Raw genomic sequence first — 15,074 nt, 5'->3', positions numbered from 1 at the left:
TTCAGGATACGGGGGGCTGATCGGCGAACCGAACCCGCGCGGCCTGGGCATAGAGCCTGCCCGCGCGGTACGACGAGCGCACCAGTGGTCCGGCCAGCACACCGGCGAAGCCCAGGCCCTCGGCATAGCTCGACAGCTCGACGAATTCGTCGGGATGCACCCAGCGTTCCACCGGGTGGTGACGTGGTGACGGCCGCAGGTACTGGGTAATGGTGACGATGTCGCAACCGGCCTCGTGCAGGTCGCGCAGCGCGGTCTGCACCTCGTCGATGGTCTCGCCCATCCCGAGGATCAGATTCGACTTGGTGACCAGGCCGAAGTTGCGGGCGGCGGTGATCACCGCGAGGCTGCGGTCGTAACGGAACGCCGGACGAATCCGCTTGAAGATGCGCGGCACCGTTTCGACGTTGTGCGCGAACACTTCTGGGCGCGATTCGAACACCTCTTGAAGCTGTGCCGGCTCGCCGTTGAAGTCCGGGGCCAACAACTCCACGCCGGTGTTCGGGTTGAGCTGTTTGATGTAGCGCACCGTTTCGGCGTACAACCACGCACCGCCGTCGGGCAGGTCATCTCGGGCCACCCCGGTCACGGTCGAGTAGCGCAGACCCATGGCCTGCACGCTCTCGGCGACCCGGCGGGGTTCGTCACGGTCCAACTCGGCCGGCTTGCCGGTGTCGATCTGGCAGAAGTCGCACCGACGCGTGCACTGCTCGCCGCCGATCAGGAACGTGGCCTCCCGGTCCTCCCAGCATTCGAAGATGTTGGGGCAGCCGGCCTCCTCGCACACCGTGTGCAGGCCCTCACGGCGCACCAGCCCCTTGAGCTCGGTGTACTCGGGGCCCATCTTGGCCCGGGTCTTGATCCACGGTGGTTTGCGTTCGATCGGCGTCTGCGCGTTGCGCACTTCCAGACGCAGCAGCTTCCGGCCTTCAGGCACCACAGTCACAGATTCATCCTACGTTCAGAGCTACTTCCAGCCGTCCGTCCAGTGCGTCGCACACCGCGGCGGCGACACGGTCGGTGACGTCGTCGACGGTGACGAGCCGGCCGAGTTCGGCCGTCAGCGAGGTCACCCCAGCATCGGCGATGCCGCACGGCACGATCGAGGAGAAGGCGGACAGGTCGCAGTCACAGTTCAGCGCAAAGCCGTGCAGCGTCGTCGCCCGGGACACCCGGATACCGATCGCCCCGACCTTGCGGGCCGGCCGCAGCCCGTTGCCGGCAACCCAGACGCCGGAGCGTCCCTCGACCCGACCCGTCTGCAGACCGAGGTCCGCGCACACGCTGATGAGTGCTTCCTCAAGGCGCCGAACGAAATTCACCACATCCAGCGGCTCGGTCAGCCCGATGATCGGGTAGCCGACCAGCTGCCCGGGACCGTGCCAGGTGATCTTGCCGCCGCGGTCGGTGTCCACCACCGGGGTGCCGTCCATCGGACGTTCATGGGCTTCGGTGCGCTTACCGGCGGTGTAAACGGCGGGATGCTGCAACAGCAGCAGCGTGTCGGGACCGCCGGCCACCCTGGCGTCGGCGATCTCGCGCTGCAGCTCCCACGCCTCTTCATAGCCGATGCTGCCCAGCCGCCGAACCTCGAGGGGCGAGGCCTTTGAACGGATGGATGTCACAGCGTCGACGGTACGCCCCAGCTTGCGCGGGGACCCCACCCAGCTTGCGCGGGGACCCCACCCAGCTTGCGCGGGGACCCCACCCAGCTTGCGGGGGGCCCCACCCAGCTTGCTCCCGGACCCCGGACCCCGGTCACAGGTCTTTGGGTGCTGTGGCGTAGGCCAGCGCCTCGCCGATCGTGTTGTGGTGGAACGTGAAGCCTGCGCGTTCCAGCGCGGCGGGGATGGCGCGCTGGCCCACCAGCAGTCCCTCGTCGGCGATCTCGCCCAGCAGGGTGCGCAGCGCGAAACCCGGAACCATCACCGGGGTGGGCCGATTGAGGGCGCGGCCCAGCGCCGCGGTGAACTCGGCGTTGGTCACCGGGGCGGGGCCGGTGAGGTTGACCGGGCCCGACAGGCTGTCGTTCGCCATCGCGAACAACACCGCGCGGACTTCGTCCTCCAGGCTGATCCACGGGATGTACTGTCGACCGTTGCCCAACCGGGCGCCCAGGCCCAGTGCGAACAACGGTTTGAGGCGGTTCACCATGCCGCCCGAGGGGGACATGACCAGACCGGTGCGCAGCAGAACCACCCGAGAGCCGGCGGAGACAGCCGGCGCGGTGGCCGCCTCCCAGTCCGCGCACAGGCCGGCCAGGAACCCGCGTCCCTCGGGTGCGGACTCGTCGGTCACCCGGTCCCGGGTGTCGCCGTAGTAACCCACGGCGCTGGCATTGATCAGCACCGGCACCCCGGCGTCGGACACGGCGCCGGCGAGCACCTCGGTGGGCCCGATCCGGCTGTCGCGCAAGCTCTGTTTGAATGCGCCCGACCAACGCTTCTCCCCGACACCGACGCCGCAGAGGTTGACCACCGCGTCCACGCCCTGGAGCGCGGAAGCGTCGAACTCCCCGGTGTCGGGGTTCCAGAACAGCTCGTCGCCGTTCGATGGTGCCCTTCGTACGATCCGGAGCACCCGGCGGTCGGCGGCGCGCAGCGCTGATACCAGCGCCGAACCGATCAGACCGGATGATCCCGCTATCGCGATGACGGCGTCCGCCACAGTGGGGAGCCCCTCCTAACGGCGTTACAGCCCGAGATCGGCCTCGAAAGCACCCTCTTCGAGCCTGCGCTTGATGGTGGTCACGAACCGGCCGGCGTCGGCGCCGTCGATCAGTCGGTGGTCGTAGGTCAGCGGCAGGTAGCACACCGAACGGACGCCGATCGACTCGTTGCCGTACGCGTCGGAGATCACCCGGGGCCGCTTGACGATCGCCCCGGTGCCCAGCATCGCCGCCTGTGGCGGCACCAGGATCGGGGTGTCGAACAGCGCGCCCTGGCTGCCGATGTTGGTGATGGTGAACGTGCCGCCGGACAGCTCGTCGGGCTTGAGATTGCCCGACCGGGCCCGTGCCGCGATGTCGGAGATGGCGCGCGCCAGCCCGCCCAGCGACAGGTCTCCGGCGCTGTGGATCACCGGGGAGAGCAGCCCCTGGTCGGTGTCGACCGCGAAGCCGAGGTGCTCGGCGTCGTAGTAGGTGATCTCCTTGGTGTCCTCGTTGTAGCTCGCGTTGATGTTCGGGTGGATCTTCAACGCGTCGATGACAGCGCGGGCGATGAACGGCAGGTAGGTGAGGTTGACGCCTTCGCGCTCGGCGAAATCCGCCTTCGCCCGGGCCCGCAACGCCACGATCTTGGTCATGTCGACCTCGTGGGTCTGGGTCAGCTGCGCGGTCGCCTGCAACGATTCCCGCGTCTTCTTCGCGGTGATCTGGCGAATCCGGTTGGCCTTCTGCGTAGTTCCGCGCAGGTGGGCCAGGGCCGGTGCCGGGGCAGCCGACGTGGCGGCGGGTGCGGCCGCGGCAGGGGCTGCCGGTGCGGCCGGAGCCGGGGGAGCCTTTTTGGCCTCGGCTGCGGCGAGCACGTCCTGCTTGCGGACGCGACCGCCGACGCCGGTGCCCTTCACCGCGGCGAGGTCAACATTGTTCTCCGCGGCCAACTTTCGCACCAGCGGGGTGACATACGGCGAGCCGTCTCCGGCTGCGGGCGCAGCTTCGGGTGCCGCAGGGGCAGGTGCTGCGGGAGCAGGTGCGGCAGGAGCCGGCGCCGGGGGTGCAGGCTCGGCCTTCGGTTCGGGTTTCGGTTCCGGCTTGGGTTCGGGCTTCGGTTCGGGAGCGGGTGCTGCGGGCGCCGGGGCTGCGGCCGGCGCCGCGGCGGCGTCGCCGATCTTGGCCAGCTCGCCGCCGACAGCGACGGTGTCGTCCTCCTGGGCGGTGATCTCCAGCAGGGTGCCGGCCACCGGGGACGGGATCTCGGTGTCGACCTTGTCTGTCGATACCTCGACCAGTGGCTCGTCGACGCCGACGGACTCACCGACCTTCTTGAGCCACCGGGTGACAGTGCCCTCGGTGACGGACTCGCCCAGCTCGGGCATCACGACGCTGGTCGCCGAGCCGGAGGCGGCGGCCGGCGGGGCGGCGGCCGGTGCCGGTTGCGCCGGGGCTTCCGGCTCCGGTGCCGCGGTCTCCGCCGGAGCGGCCGACGGTGCGGTGGCTTCTGGTTCTGGTTCCGGTTCGGGCTTCGAGGACGGCGCCGCTGAAGCTCCCTCGGAGGCTTTTTCGGAGGCGTCGCCGATGACGGCGAGCTCGCCGCCGATCTCTACGGTGTCGTCCTCCTGGGCGACGATCTTCGTCAATACACCCGCGGCGGGTGACGGGATCTCGGTGTCGACCTTGTCAGTGGACACCTCCAGCAGCGGCTCGTCGACCTCGACGGTGTCGCCCTCCTGTTTAAGCCAGCGGGTGACGGTCCCCTCGGTGACGCTCTCACCTAGCGCGGGCATCTGGACGGAGATGGCCATGTATTGACTCCTCGGACGGTCACTTGTGACGACTCGAACTCTGGCTTACCACAGCTAGGTGCACTGGGTACGGCACCTAGATGGATTGTCGGAACCATCCTGTCACTGCAGCACCATTCGCACTCACTCAGGGTTGCTGATCCTCTGGCACTATCGAGTGAGGGTTTGCAGGGCGGTTCGTCGAACTTCCCCAGAGCTGAGGAGATCCGTCCGTTGGGCCTGTTCGATTCGTTCCGCCGAGACCGGTGGGCGCGCGGATCCGGCAACGATCAGGCCGGGGACCTGCAGTATCTGCAACGCTGGGTGGCTGAGCATGTCGGAGTCGAGGCATTTGTCGAGCCCCGCACGACGGTCACCGAGGTGACTGTGGTGCTCGTTGCTGCCGACGGGGAATGGACGCGGCGCCGCACGGGCGGCGAGGCAGGCGCGCGTCGGCTCAACGACCGGCTCCAGATCCCGGTCTATGACGTGCAGAAGGTGGGCTATCCGCAACGGATGCGCGACTACGACGCGCGTCGCCGGATCGAACGTCAGCGCGCCGTGTACCGGGAACTCGACGACCGTTAGAGTCAAAGCAACCGGTACCCCCGGTATTGGATACTGTTCGTCACAGGTACCTCGTGGAGGGTGGACTATGCAGCGCTTCGTCGACAGTGCGGACGGAACCCGCATCGCGGTTTACGAACAAGGGGACCGGCAGCGCCCCACGCTCGTGATGGCACACGGATGGCCGGACTCGCACGTGCTGTGGAACGGCGTCACGGGCGAACTCGGGGACCGCTTCCACATCGTGCGGTACGACAACCGCGGTGCCGGAGCCTCCGATGTCCCCAAACCCGTCGCCGCCTACCGGATGGACCGATTCGCCGACGACCTGTCCGCGGTGATCGACGCCGTGAGCCCCGGGGTCCCCGTGCACGTGCTGGCCCACGACTGGGGGTCGGTGGGGGTGTGGGAGTACCTCAGCCGCCCCGAGGCCTCCGAGCGGGTGGCTTCCTTCACGTCGGTATCAGGACCCAGCACCGACCACTACGGCTCGTTCGTGCGCGGTCGATTGGCCCGTCCGTACCGGCCGATCCGGTTCGCCAAGGCGGTGAACCTGGCATCGCGGTTCAGCTACTGGATCCCGTTCTCGGTCCCCGTGATCGCACCGGCGTTGATGCGCCGCGGGGCCGCGCGCCGACTGCAGGCCATCGACACCGCGGGTCCCAAATTCCAGTCCGAGACGCTCGATATCGATGCAGCAAACGGACTGAAGATCTACCGCGCCAACGCCATTCGCTCGTTCACGACGTTGCGGAGCGACCATTATGTGACGGTGCCCGTGCAGTTGATCTGCAACGACCACGATCCCGTGGTGCGCGGGCACGGCTATGACGAAGCGTCGAAGTGGGTGCCGTTGCTGTGGCGCCGTGACCTCAAGGCCGGACACTGGGCTCCGTTCTCACACTGGCGTGCGATTGCCAACGCAACCGCCGAGTTGATCGATCACATCGAGGGTGCGCCGGCTGCCCGGACGCTGCGACGCGCTCAAGTCGGCCGGTCACGCGAACCCTTCGGCGACACACTGGTTTCGGTGACCGGCGCGGGCAGCGGCATCGGCCGCGCCACGGCTCTGGCCTTCGCTTCCCAGGGCGCCGAACTGGTGGTGAGCGACATCGACGAGGCTTCGGCCAAAGCCACCGCCGACGAGATCGTGTCGCGCGGCGGGCTGGCACACGCCTACGGCCTCGACGTGTCCGATGCCGAGGCCGTGGAGAGTTTTGTCGAACAGGTCTGCAGCACGCACGGGGTACCCGACGTGGTGGTCAACAACGCCGGAATCGGCCACGGCGGAAAGTTCCTCGACACCCCGGCCGACCAGTACGACCGGGTGCTCGACGTCAACTTCGGCGGAGTCGTCAACTGTTGCAGGTCATTTGCTCGACGCCTGATCGAACGGGGGACCGGCGGCCACATCGTCAACGTGGCCTCGATGGCCGCCTATACACCGTCGGCATCGATGAACGCCTACTCCACCAGCAAGGCCGCGGTGTTCATGTTCTCCGACTGTCTGCGCGCCGAATTGAAGTCGGCGGGAGTCGGTTTGACCACGATCTGCCCGGGCATGATCGACACCAACATCATCGACACCACCCGCTTCGACGTACCCGCCGAGAAGCAGGGGCAGGTCGAACAGTTGCGGGCTCAGACCAAGAAGGCGTTCGCCGCGCGGCGCTACGGGCCGGAAAAGGTGGCCAAGGCCGTCGTCGAGGCCGTCCGTAAGGACAAAGCGATCCGCCCCGTCACCCCCGAGGCCTATGCCGCTTACGGGGTGGCACGTCTGGTGCCCTCGGCGCTGCGCCGGGTGGCGCGCTCCGGCTCGCTGTAGCGCTATTGCGGATGGGCGGCGAGGTATTCGCCGACCGGAATCGGTGATTCGGTCGCATATCCGACCGGAAGCAGGACGTCGCCCGCGGTGGACACGTAGTAGACGTCCCAGCGGTAGAACGCGCCGAACGCCGCCGGATCGGCCGAGAGCGCCGCGGCGTAGGCGTGGACCGCACGCACGTACTCGTCGGCGTTGTTGTACCGGAACAGCGCATGGTCGGGGTTGTTCGCAAAACCGTTGGCGGCCAGATAGCGACCGGCCGCCAGGATGCTGTCCCGGGGCGCATGGATGTCACCGCCCGCACCGTAGGCCGCGAACGTGGACGGCATGAACTGCATCGGGCCCTGCGCCCCGGCCAGGCTGGTCCCGCTGACACTGCCGAAACGGGTTTCGATCAGGTTGATCGCGGCCAGGTAGTTCCAGCCCACGCCGGAGGCAGCCTCCGTCTCGCGGTAGGAATCGAGCAGCAGGTCCGCAGGCGGCGGCGGTTCGATGCGCCACGCGGGCAGCGTGTCCCGCGGTTCGGCCAGCGTGGCGAGCTGCCGCCGCGCGTCGACATTGTGGTCGTAGAACGCGACCAGATCGGCCGGGATGCGGGGCCGGACGATCGCGTCCCATTCGGGATGACGGCCGATGGCGCGGTAGGCCACCTGCTGGCGCCGGGCAGCCTGGGTGAGCGCGGCCTCCGGCGTCGACGGATTGCGCAGGGCTCGCTCGTCGGCGACCAGATCCGCCGCGAGCCGGCCCGGGTCTGCCGCCAGGCGAGGTTGCGCGGCGGTGGGGGCGGCCGGCGTGGTGGTCGCGGGGAGCATCGTCGACGTCGTCGTGCTCGGTGAAGCGGGCGCCGGCGGGTTCGGTGACCGCGAACAGCCGGCGAGCGCGGCGCCCAACGTGACGAAGATGGCGACATCGCGGAGCAATCTCGGCATCTTGTTCACTTTGGGCGGCAACATGATCAGCCGTTCACGGCTATATCCTCCAGGACTGCGAACATCGTCCGCACCGGCACCCCGGTGCCGCCTTTGGGGGTGTAACCCCAGGGGCCTCCGGTGTTGTAGGCCGGTGCGGCGATGTCGATGTGCGTCCACTGGACTCCGTCGGCGACGAACTCGCGCAAGTATGTCCCGGCCACGAGCATCCCGGCGAAGCGCGATCCGCTGACGTTCGCGAGGTCGGCGACAGATGACTTGAGGTCATCTTTCAATTCCTCGGGAAGTGGCATCGCCCAACCGTTTTCACCCACCGCCTGCGACAGTGTGGCCACTCGGTCGCGGAACTCCTCGCTGCCCATCACACCCGGTGTACGCGCACCGAGCGCGACGGTCTGCGCACCGGTCAACGTGGAGGTCTCGATCAGGTAGTCCGGCTCGTCCTCGCACGCCCGCACGATCGCGTCGGCCAGGATCAACCGGCCCTCGGCGTCGGTGTTGAGCACCTCCACCGTGATGCCGCCGTACTGGGTCAGGACATCGCCCGGGCGCTGCGCGGTAGCCGACGGCATGTTCTCGGCCATCGGCACGGTCGCGATGACCTCGATCGGCAGATTCTGCTTGGCGGCCAGCGCCACGGTCGCGATCACCGCGGCGGCCCCACCCATGTCCGAGGTCATGTGATGCATGTTGGCGGCCGGCTTGATCGAGATGCCGCCCGTGTCGAACGTGATGCCCTTGCCGACCAGCGCGACGCGCTTGGCCTTCTTGTTACCGGCACCCCGGTGGATCAACCGCACCAGGCGCGGCAGGCGTGCGGAGCCCTTGCCGACCCCGACAATGCCGCCGTAGCCGGCCTTGGTCAGGGCTTTGTCGTCGAGCACCTCGACCTCAAGTCCTACCGCGTCGCCCAAAGCCTTTGCCCGCTTGGCGAATTCGTCGGGAAACAGGTGGCTGGGCGGGGTGTTCACAAAATCGCGGGCCGTGGCCACGGCGGAGGCTACGTCCACCGCGCGCTGTGCCTCTGCCTTGGTTGCCGCCTTGGAATCGGCGGCCAGCGCGGTGATCGCCGTCAACCCGGCGTCGGTGGGTGCGGTCTTGGCGCTGCGGAAGTCGCTGAAGCGGTAGGCGCCCAGGATCAATCCCTCGACGGCGGCCTCCAGATCGACAGCCGACAGCACGGTCACCACCGTGGCGACCTTGTCCAAAGCCCGCGCAGCGGTACCGGCTGCCCGACGGATCACGTCGGCGGGCCACTCGTCGCGCGGCTTGCCCAGACCGACGGTCAGCACGCTGGCGACCGGCAGCGACGCGACGACCAGACGGTGCGTCTGCCCCTCGCCGCCGGTGGCTCCCAACGCCTGCAGGCCGGATTCGACGGCGGCCACCGCGTCGGCGTCGAGGTAGGGCCCCGCCGCAAGGACCTTCGGACCCGCGTCGTCGCTGACGACGCCGATGACGAGGACAGCCTCGGCGACCCCCTTGCGGGGCAACGACGAGCTGACGGTGACGGTGGGGGCCTGGTAGCCGGGTGCGCTGCTCACCCGGTTCACCCTAGAGTCCGGCGAGCGGATACGCCGGTACCGGTGCGTCGAAACCCTTCAGCGTCAGCGAACGGACCGGCGCGAACGCCCGGGTCGGCAGCAGATCGCGCAGTGGCTCGGAGACCAGGATCTGGGCCGGTTCGGCCGCAGCGACCAGTCGGGCTGCCCGATTCGCGGGGTTACCGAAGTAGTCGCCACCGACGGCCAGCATCTCACCGAAATCGAGACCGGCCCGCACCTGCAGGCCGGTTTGGGCGGCGCGGGGATGAGTGACGAGGTCGAAGGCCACCTGCAGCACGTCGGCGGGTTCGGAGCCGACCCACATGATGGCGTCCCCGATGAACTTCACGACGCGGCAGCCGGCGGCGTGGACGACCGCGGTACTGGTGGCGCTGAACTCGTTGAGCAGTGCCGAGAGTTCGGTGGTGGTCAACATCTGGGTGAGTGCGGTGAATCCCGACAGATCGGCAAAACCTATGCCGCAGAACACGCTGGATGTTCCGTCGCGCACCACATGTTCGAAATAGCTGCGCGCACTCATCACGTGGTGGCGGTGCACCGCATCGACCATCGACCCGATCCGCGGGATGAAACCGGCGGCGGCCCGGTAGGCCTTGGCGGTGACAAGCTCATCGTGGGTGATGCCCAGTTGGATGTCGGGGGTGTTGGCCCGGCTCATCGACGACAGCGCCTCGGCCAGCCGGGCCATACCCGCGCCCACCACGCGAAGCAGGCCGGTGGCCTCGGCGTCGCCGACCAGTACCCGCAGCTCCGCCCACGTTCGCAGGGTCTCCAGATCGGCCCGGCTCAGAGTCTTGACGTCGCAGCCGGCCACCGTGAGGCCCAGTGCGGCCCAGGCCCGCTGCACGTCATCGAGCGGAACGCCGATCTCGGCCGCCACATCCGCCAGGCAGAATTCCGGCGGCCCCGACCACTGCAGGACATCGCCGGCCAGCCCGAACAACCGGCCGCGCGACTCCGCCTCGACCATCTGCTCGGCGGTGAACCCGAGAGAGTCCAGGTACTCGATGAGCGGGGCGCGCTCGTGTGCGTCGGTGATCCCGGCCGCCGCGAGTGCATCCAAATCGACCACCAGACAAGTGTGCAGCCGGTGGCCCGATCAGGCGGTCCGTTCTGGCGTGCGGATTAGGGTGAAACCGTGACTGACGATCTGCTGCACGGACCGCTGGAAGACCGCCATCGCGAACTGGGAGCCAGTTTCGCCGAATTCGGTGGATGGCTGATGCCGGTGTCCTACGCCGGAACTGTCTCCGAACACAACGCCACGCGCGACACCGTGGGCCTCTTCGACGTCAGCCACCTCGGAAAGGCGCTGGTCAAAGGTCCGGGGGCGGCGGCCTACGTCAACTCCGCCCTCACCAACGACCTCAACCGGATCGGCGCGGGCAAGGCGCAGTACACCCTCTGCTGTACCGAGTCAGGCGGTGTTGTGGACGACCTGATCGCCTACTACGTATCCGACGACGAGATCTTCCTGGTGCCCAACGCCGCCAACACCGCGGCCGTCGTTGCCGAACTGCAGAAGAACGCCCCGCAAGAGCTGACCATCACCGACGAGCACCGCTCCTACGCCGTGCTGGCCGTGCAGGGGCCGAAATCCGCCGAGGTACTCGACGCGCTCGGGCTGCCCACCGACATGGACTACATGGGCTACGCCGATGCCGAATACGACGGCGTGTTCGTGCGAGTCTGCCGCACCGGCTACACCGGCGAGCACGGCTACGAGCTGCTGCCGGCCTGGGACCGGGCCGGCGTGGTGTTCGACGCTCTGGTCGCGGCGGTGCGGGCTGCCGGCGGCGAACCTGCGGGCCTCGGCGCCCGCGACACCCTGCGCACCGAGATGGGTTACCCGCTGCACGGCCACGAGCTGTCGCTGGACATCTCGCCGCTGCAGGCCCGCTGCGGCTGGGCGATCGGCTGGAAGAAGGACTCCTTCTGGGGGCGCGAGGCGTTGTTGGCCGAGAAGGAGACCGGCCCGGCCCGAGTGCTGCGCGGGCTCAAGGCCGTCGGCCGCGGGGTGCTGCGCGCCGACCTCGCGGTGCTCGACGGGGACACCCAGATCGGGATCACGACCTCGGGAACGTTTTCGCCGTCACTGAAAGTCGGCATCGCCCTGGCGCTCATCGACACCGCCCACGAGGTCGCCGACGGGCAGCGGGTGAATGTGGACGTGCGTGGCCGCGCCGTCGAATGCGAAGTGGTCAAGCCACCGTTCGTGGCTCCGAAAACCCGCTGAGGCCCCGCTCCCGCGGGGAAATACGTTAGTGCTCGGGCGATACAATCGCTGCATGACTAGCGGCCATCTCGAGTTCACGGTTTCAGCCAACGCGAATCCGGCGACCGATGCGGTACGCGAATCCGTTCTGGCCAACCCGGGTTTCGGCAAGTATCACACCGACCACATGGTGGCCATCGACTACACCGCCGGGCAGGGCTGGCACGATCCGCGGGTGATCCCGTACGGGCCGATCGAGCTCGACCCCTCGGCCATCGTGCTGCATTACGCGCAGGAAGTCTTCGAAGGGCTCAAGGCGTACCGCTGGGCGGACGGCTCGATCGTGTCCTTCCGACCGGAGTCCAACGCTGCGCGGCTGGGTACCTCCTCGCGGCGGCTGGCCATCCCCGAACTTCCCGAGGACCTGTTCATCGAATCGCTGCGCCAGCTCATCGCGGTCGACGAGAAGTGGGTGCCGGCAGCCGGCGGCGAGGAATCGCTGTACCTGCGGCCGTTCGTGATCGCCACCGAGCCGGGCCTGGGTGTGCGCCCGGCCAACGAGTACCGCTACCTGGTGATCGGCTCGCCGGCCGGTGCCTACTTCAAGGGCGGCATCAAGCCGGTCAGCGTGTGGCTGTCGCACGAGTACGTGCGGGCCTCACCCGGCGGCACCGGCGCGGCCAAGTTCGGCGGCAACTACGCGGCCTCACTGCTCGCGCAGGCCCAGGCCGCCGACAACGGGTGCGATCAGGTGGTGTGGCTCGACGCGATCGAGCGCCGCTACGTCGAGGAGATGGGCGGGATGAACCTGTTCTTCGTCTTCGGCAGCGGCGGATCGGCCCGCCTCGTCACACCGGAGCTGTCCGGCTCGCTGCTGCCGGGTATCACGCGAGATTCCTTGCTGCAGTTGGCCACCGATGCCGGGTTCGCGGTCGAGGAACGCAAGATCGACGTCGACGAATGGCAGAAGAAGGCCGCCGCGGGCGAGATCACCGAGGTGTTCGCCTGCGGTACGGCCGCGGTGATCACCCCGGTTTCTCACGTGAAATACGCAGACGGTGAATTCACCATCGCCGACGGGCAACCCGGCGAGATCACCATGGCGCTGCGCGACACCCTGACCGGGATCCAGCGGGGCACCTTCGCCGATACCCACGGCTGGATGGCCCGGCTGAACTAGCCGACCGCCAGGCCGAGGGCAGTCAACGTCGTCGTCACCTCGACGGCCGCACCGAGCACGTCGCCGGTGATGCCGCCGAACCGTCGCACGCAATGGGCTACCAGCAGAGCCGAGCAGCCCACCGCGACCAGCACCACGACCGGGCCCTGCCACATCCGTGGGCCCGCCCACGCGGCCACCGCGGCCACCGCGATCAACCAGGCGGCCACCACAGCCATCGGCTGACTGGCCGCCACGGCGCCGCCGAGCGAACTGCCCGCCGCCGCGGGCACCGAACGGCGGCAGGCGACCACCGCCGCCACCCGGCCGGCGGTCACGGCGACGACGATCGCGACCGCCTGGAGCTGAGCGAATGCCATTGCCTGGCAACCGATCACCACGATCACCGCGGCGACGCCGAACGGCCCGGCCGAACCGTCCCGCATGACCGCCAGCGCGCGCTCCGGCGGGCCGTAACACCCCAGACCGTCGACGGTGTCGCAGAAGCCGTCGATGTGCAGCCCACGGGTGCCCAGCAGAAGTACGGCCACCGCCAGTAGGCCGGGCAGTGCACTCCCGGTGCCGAAGGCCCACTGGCCTCCGGCGACCACCGCGGCCGCGAGCGCGCCGAGCGCCAGGCCGACCAGCGGCAGGGCAGTGAGCGCCCCACGGCCGATGCCGGCCGCCGTTCTCACCGGTAGCACCGTGCCGAACGCGAAAGCCCCTCCGAGTGCGGACATTCCGCCGCGGGGGGACATCATGTCTCTTCGGAGATTCCGGCTTCAGCGAAGGTGGCCATCGAGGCGAGCGTGGCGATCGCCGCCCGCACGATCGGCAGCGCCACCGCTGCGCCGGTGCCCTCGCCCAGGCGCATGCCGAGGTCGATGATCGGTTCGAGCCCCAGCTGGGACAACGCCAGAGTGTGGGCCGGTTCGGTCGACCGGTGGCCGGCCTGCCACCACGCCCGCGCACCCGGCGCCAGGTTCTCGGCCACCAAGGCCGCAGCCGTCACCACCATGCCGTCCAGCAGAACCGGGGTGCGCCGCACCGCGGCCTGGGCCAGGAACCCGGCCATCGCGGCCAGGTCGGCGCCGCCGCACACCCGCAAGAGGCCCAGTGGATCGCCGGTCACGGTGCGCGCCCGGTACAGCGCGTCGCGTACCGCGCCGGCCTTGCGCATCCAGCCCAGGTCGTCGATGCCGGTGCCGCGGCCCACCACGACGACAGGTTCGGTGCCGGTCAGTGCCGCCACCAAAGTTGTTGCCGCCGTGGTATTTCCGATTCCCATATCGCCGGCGATGAGCAGGTCTGCCCCGGCGTCGATCTCGTCGTCGGCGATCTGGCGCCCTGCCGAGATTGCCGCGACCGCTTCCTCTTCGCTCAGTGCGTCCTCGACCGCGATGTTGCCCGAGCCGCGGCGGATCTTGTGGCCACCGATCGCGGGAGACAGCGGCTCGTCGCAGTCGACGGCGATGTCGGCGACGCGCACGGTGGCTCCGGCCAACTCGGCGAGCACGTTGATGGCGGCCCCGCCCGCATCGAAGTTGGCCACCATCTGGCCGGTCACCGCGGGCGGGAACGCCGAAACCCCCGCGGCTGTAACCCCGTGGTCGGCCGCAAAGACCACCACGCGGGCCCGGGTGAGCGCTCGCGGCGGGCACACGCCCTGGCACGAGGCCGCCCAGACCGCGAGGTCTTCCAGCCGGCCGAGGGAGCCGGGCGGTTTGGTGAGCCGATTCTGACGGGCCCGCGCCGCTGCGGCCGCCTCGGCGTCCGGTGCGCTGACCGGGGCGAAGGCCGCATCCGATTCCGTCATGACGGCTCCTTCACCGTGAGCGGTTGGCCGGCCACCACCAGCACCACGCGGTCGCACACCGCGGCCAGGCGCTGGTTCACCGTGCCCAGTTCGTCGGCGAACCGGCGCCCCGCCTCGGTGGCGGGGACGACGGTCAGTCCGACCTCGGGACTGACCAGGACCAGGGGAGCGGTGAACGCGCCCACCGCCCGCACCAGTACGTCGACCTCGGGGGCAACGGGTGCTCCGGTCCAGGCGCCGATACGGTCCATGGTCGAGGTCAGCCAGCCACCGATGTCGTCGACAAGCGTGGCGGTGCCCGGTGTCCCGAGCCGGGCGGCGCCCAGGTCGGCGGCAAGGTCGGCGGTTTCCACGGTCTGCCAGTGCGCGGGCCGACGCGCCTGGTGTGCGCCCACGCGGTCAGCCCAGGACGGATCGGTGTCGGCGGCGGGGCCGGTGGCCAGGTACCGCACGGGCGCAGAATCCCCGGCGGTGCGGGCGATGGCCGTTTCGGCCCAGTGCGATTTACCCGAGCGGATACCGCCGAGCACCAGCGTGCGCACTCCTCAGACCGCC

General features: G+C 69.0%; 14 protein-coding genes. 4 read left to right on the top strand and 10 right to left on the bottom strand.

All coding sequences use genetic code 11. The features are described from left to right. Position 1: 1 nt before the first annotated feature. The 4 genes from lipA to sucB form a co-directional block, all read right to left on the bottom strand. Positions 2-946 carry a lipoyl synthase gene (gene lipA, locus ACZYZF_RS13710; protein WP_463746699.1) on the bottom strand — a complete coding sequence of 315 codons (945 nt, stop codon included), beginning with the start codon at positions 944-946 and terminating at the stop codon, positions 2-4. Positions 947-950: 4 nt separating this feature from the next. Beyond that, on the bottom strand, positions 951-1,625 hold the full coding sequence (gene lipB / locus ACZYZF_RS13705) for a lipoyl(octanoyl) transferase LipB (protein ID WP_463746700.1): 675 nt from the start codon (positions 1,623-1,625) through the stop codon (positions 951-953). 133 nt (positions 1,626-1,758) lie between these two features. Then, positions 1,759-2,667, bottom strand: coding sequence for a TIGR01777 family oxidoreductase (locus ACZYZF_RS13700; RefSeq protein ID WP_463746701.1), 909 nt, complete (start codon positions 2,665-2,667; stop codon positions 1,759-1,761). 24 nt (positions 2,668-2,691) lie between these two features. Beyond that, a complete protein-coding gene (gene sucB, locus ACZYZF_RS13695; RefSeq protein ID WP_463835980.1) occupies positions 2,692-4,464 on the bottom strand; it encodes a 2-oxoglutarate dehydrogenase, E2 component, dihydrolipoamide succinyltransferase in 1,773 nt (590 codons plus the stop codon). A 213-nt stretch (positions 4,465-4,677) separates the two neighbouring features. On the opposite strand from sucB, the gene ACZYZF_RS13690 reads away from it, so the two are divergent. Next, positions 4,678-5,031 carry an oxidoreductase gene (locus ACZYZF_RS13690; protein ID WP_463746703.1) on the top strand — a complete coding sequence of 118 codons (354 nt, stop codon included), beginning with the start codon at positions 4,678-4,680 and terminating at the stop codon, positions 5,029-5,031. A gap of 67 nt (positions 5,032-5,098) precedes the next feature. Then, on the top strand, positions 5,099-6,835 hold the full coding sequence (locus ACZYZF_RS13685) for an SDR family oxidoreductase (RefSeq protein ID WP_463835979.1): 1,737 nt from the start codon (positions 5,099-5,101) through the stop codon (positions 6,833-6,835). Positions 6,836-6,837: 2 nt separating this feature from the next. Here the strand turns inward: ACZYZF_RS13685 and ACZYZF_RS13680 are convergent, their stop codons facing one another. The 3 genes from ACZYZF_RS13680 to ACZYZF_RS13670 are packed head-to-tail and all read right to left on the bottom strand — an operon-like array spanning position 6,838 to position 10,401. Continuing rightward, positions 6,838-7,764 (bottom strand): lytic transglycosylase domain-containing protein, encoded by a 927-nt coding sequence (locus ACZYZF_RS13680; RefSeq protein ID WP_463835978.1) that lies wholly within the window; start codon positions 7,762-7,764, stop codon positions 6,838-6,840. A 26-nt stretch (positions 7,765-7,790) separates the two neighbouring features. Continuing rightward, complete coding sequence (locus ACZYZF_RS13675; protein WP_463746706.1) at positions 7,791-9,308, bottom strand: leucyl aminopeptidase; 1,518 nt, start codon at positions 9,306-9,308, stop codon at positions 7,791-7,793. Between the two features lie 10 nt (positions 9,309-9,318). Then, a complete protein-coding gene (locus ACZYZF_RS13670) occupies positions 9,319-10,401 on the bottom strand; it encodes an adenylate/guanylate cyclase domain-containing protein (RefSeq protein ID WP_463835977.1) in 1,083 nt (360 codons plus the stop codon). Between the two features lie 66 nt (positions 10,402-10,467). Between ACZYZF_RS13670 and gcvT the strand changes: the two genes are divergently transcribed. Then, positions 10,468-11,565 (top strand): glycine cleavage system aminomethyltransferase GcvT, encoded by a 1,098-nt coding sequence (gene gcvT / locus ACZYZF_RS13665; RefSeq protein ID WP_463835976.1) that lies wholly within the window; start codon positions 10,468-10,470, stop codon positions 11,563-11,565. Positions 11,566-11,617: 52 nt separating this feature from the next. After that, positions 11,618-12,724: a branched-chain amino acid aminotransferase gene (locus ACZYZF_RS13660; RefSeq protein ID WP_463746709.1), complete on the top strand. Its 1,107-nt coding sequence runs from the start codon at positions 11,618-11,620 to the stop codon at positions 12,722-12,724. Here ACZYZF_RS13660 and ACZYZF_RS13655 read toward each other — a convergent pair. Genes ACZYZF_RS13655 through ACZYZF_RS13645 form a run of 3 tightly spaced genes read right to left on the bottom strand, consistent with a single transcriptional unit; the run spans position 12,721 to position 15,061 of the window. Continuing rightward, a complete protein-coding gene (locus tag ACZYZF_RS13655) occupies positions 12,721-13,443 on the bottom strand; it encodes an adenosylcobinamide-GDP ribazoletransferase (RefSeq protein WP_463836171.1) in 723 nt (240 codons plus the stop codon). The two genes, ACZYZF_RS13660 and ACZYZF_RS13655, sit on opposite strands and share 4 nt — an antisense overlap. Positions 13,444-13,460: 17 nt before the next feature. Next, positions 13,461-14,519: a nicotinate-nucleotide--dimethylbenzimidazole phosphoribosyltransferase gene (gene cobT, locus ACZYZF_RS13650; RefSeq protein WP_463835974.1), complete on the bottom strand. Its 1,059-nt coding sequence runs from the start codon at positions 14,517-14,519 to the stop codon at positions 13,461-13,463. Then, the gene (locus ACZYZF_RS13645; protein WP_463746711.1) at positions 14,516-15,061 is read right to left on the bottom strand and encodes a bifunctional adenosylcobinamide kinase/adenosylcobinamide-phosphate guanylyltransferase; all 546 of its coding nucleotides are present in this window, start codon (positions 15,059-15,061) and stop codon (positions 14,516-14,518) included. Before ACZYZF_RS13645 ends, cobT begins: the two co-directional genes overlap by 4 nt. Positions 15,062-15,074: the final 13 nt, after the last annotated feature.

The sequence above is a fragment of the Mycobacterium sp. IDUB_24 genome (genome assembly GCF_055419385.1).
The sequence above is the reverse complement of the archived record's forward strand: the minus strand, read 5'-3'. Positions and strand labels throughout refer to the sequence as shown.

Excerpts from the sequence above, each read along its gene's own strand:
- sucB (WP_463835980.1), bottom strand. The coding sequence starts at position 4,464 with ATGGCCATCTCCGTCCAGATGCCCGCGCTAGGTGAGAGCGTCACCGAG.
- ACZYZF_RS13685 (WP_463835979.1), top strand. The coding sequence starts at position 5,099 with ATGCAGCGCTTCGTCGACAGTGCGGACGGAACCCGCATCGCGGTTTAC.
- ACZYZF_RS13680 (WP_463835978.1), bottom strand. The coding sequence starts at position 7,764 with ATGCCGAGATTGCTCCGCGATGTCGCCATCTTCGTCACGTTGGGCGCC.
- ACZYZF_RS13660 (WP_463746709.1), top strand. The coding sequence starts at position 11,618 with ATGACTAGCGGCCATCTCGAGTTCACGGTTTCAGCCAACGCGAATCCG.
- ACZYZF_RS13655 (WP_463836171.1), bottom strand. The coding sequence starts at position 13,443 with ATGTCCGCACTCGGAGGGGCTTTCGCGTTCGGCACGGTGCTACCGGTG.
- cobT (WP_463835974.1), bottom strand. The coding sequence starts at position 14,519 with ATGACGGAATCGGATGCGGCCTTCGCCCCGGTCAGCGCACCGGACGCC.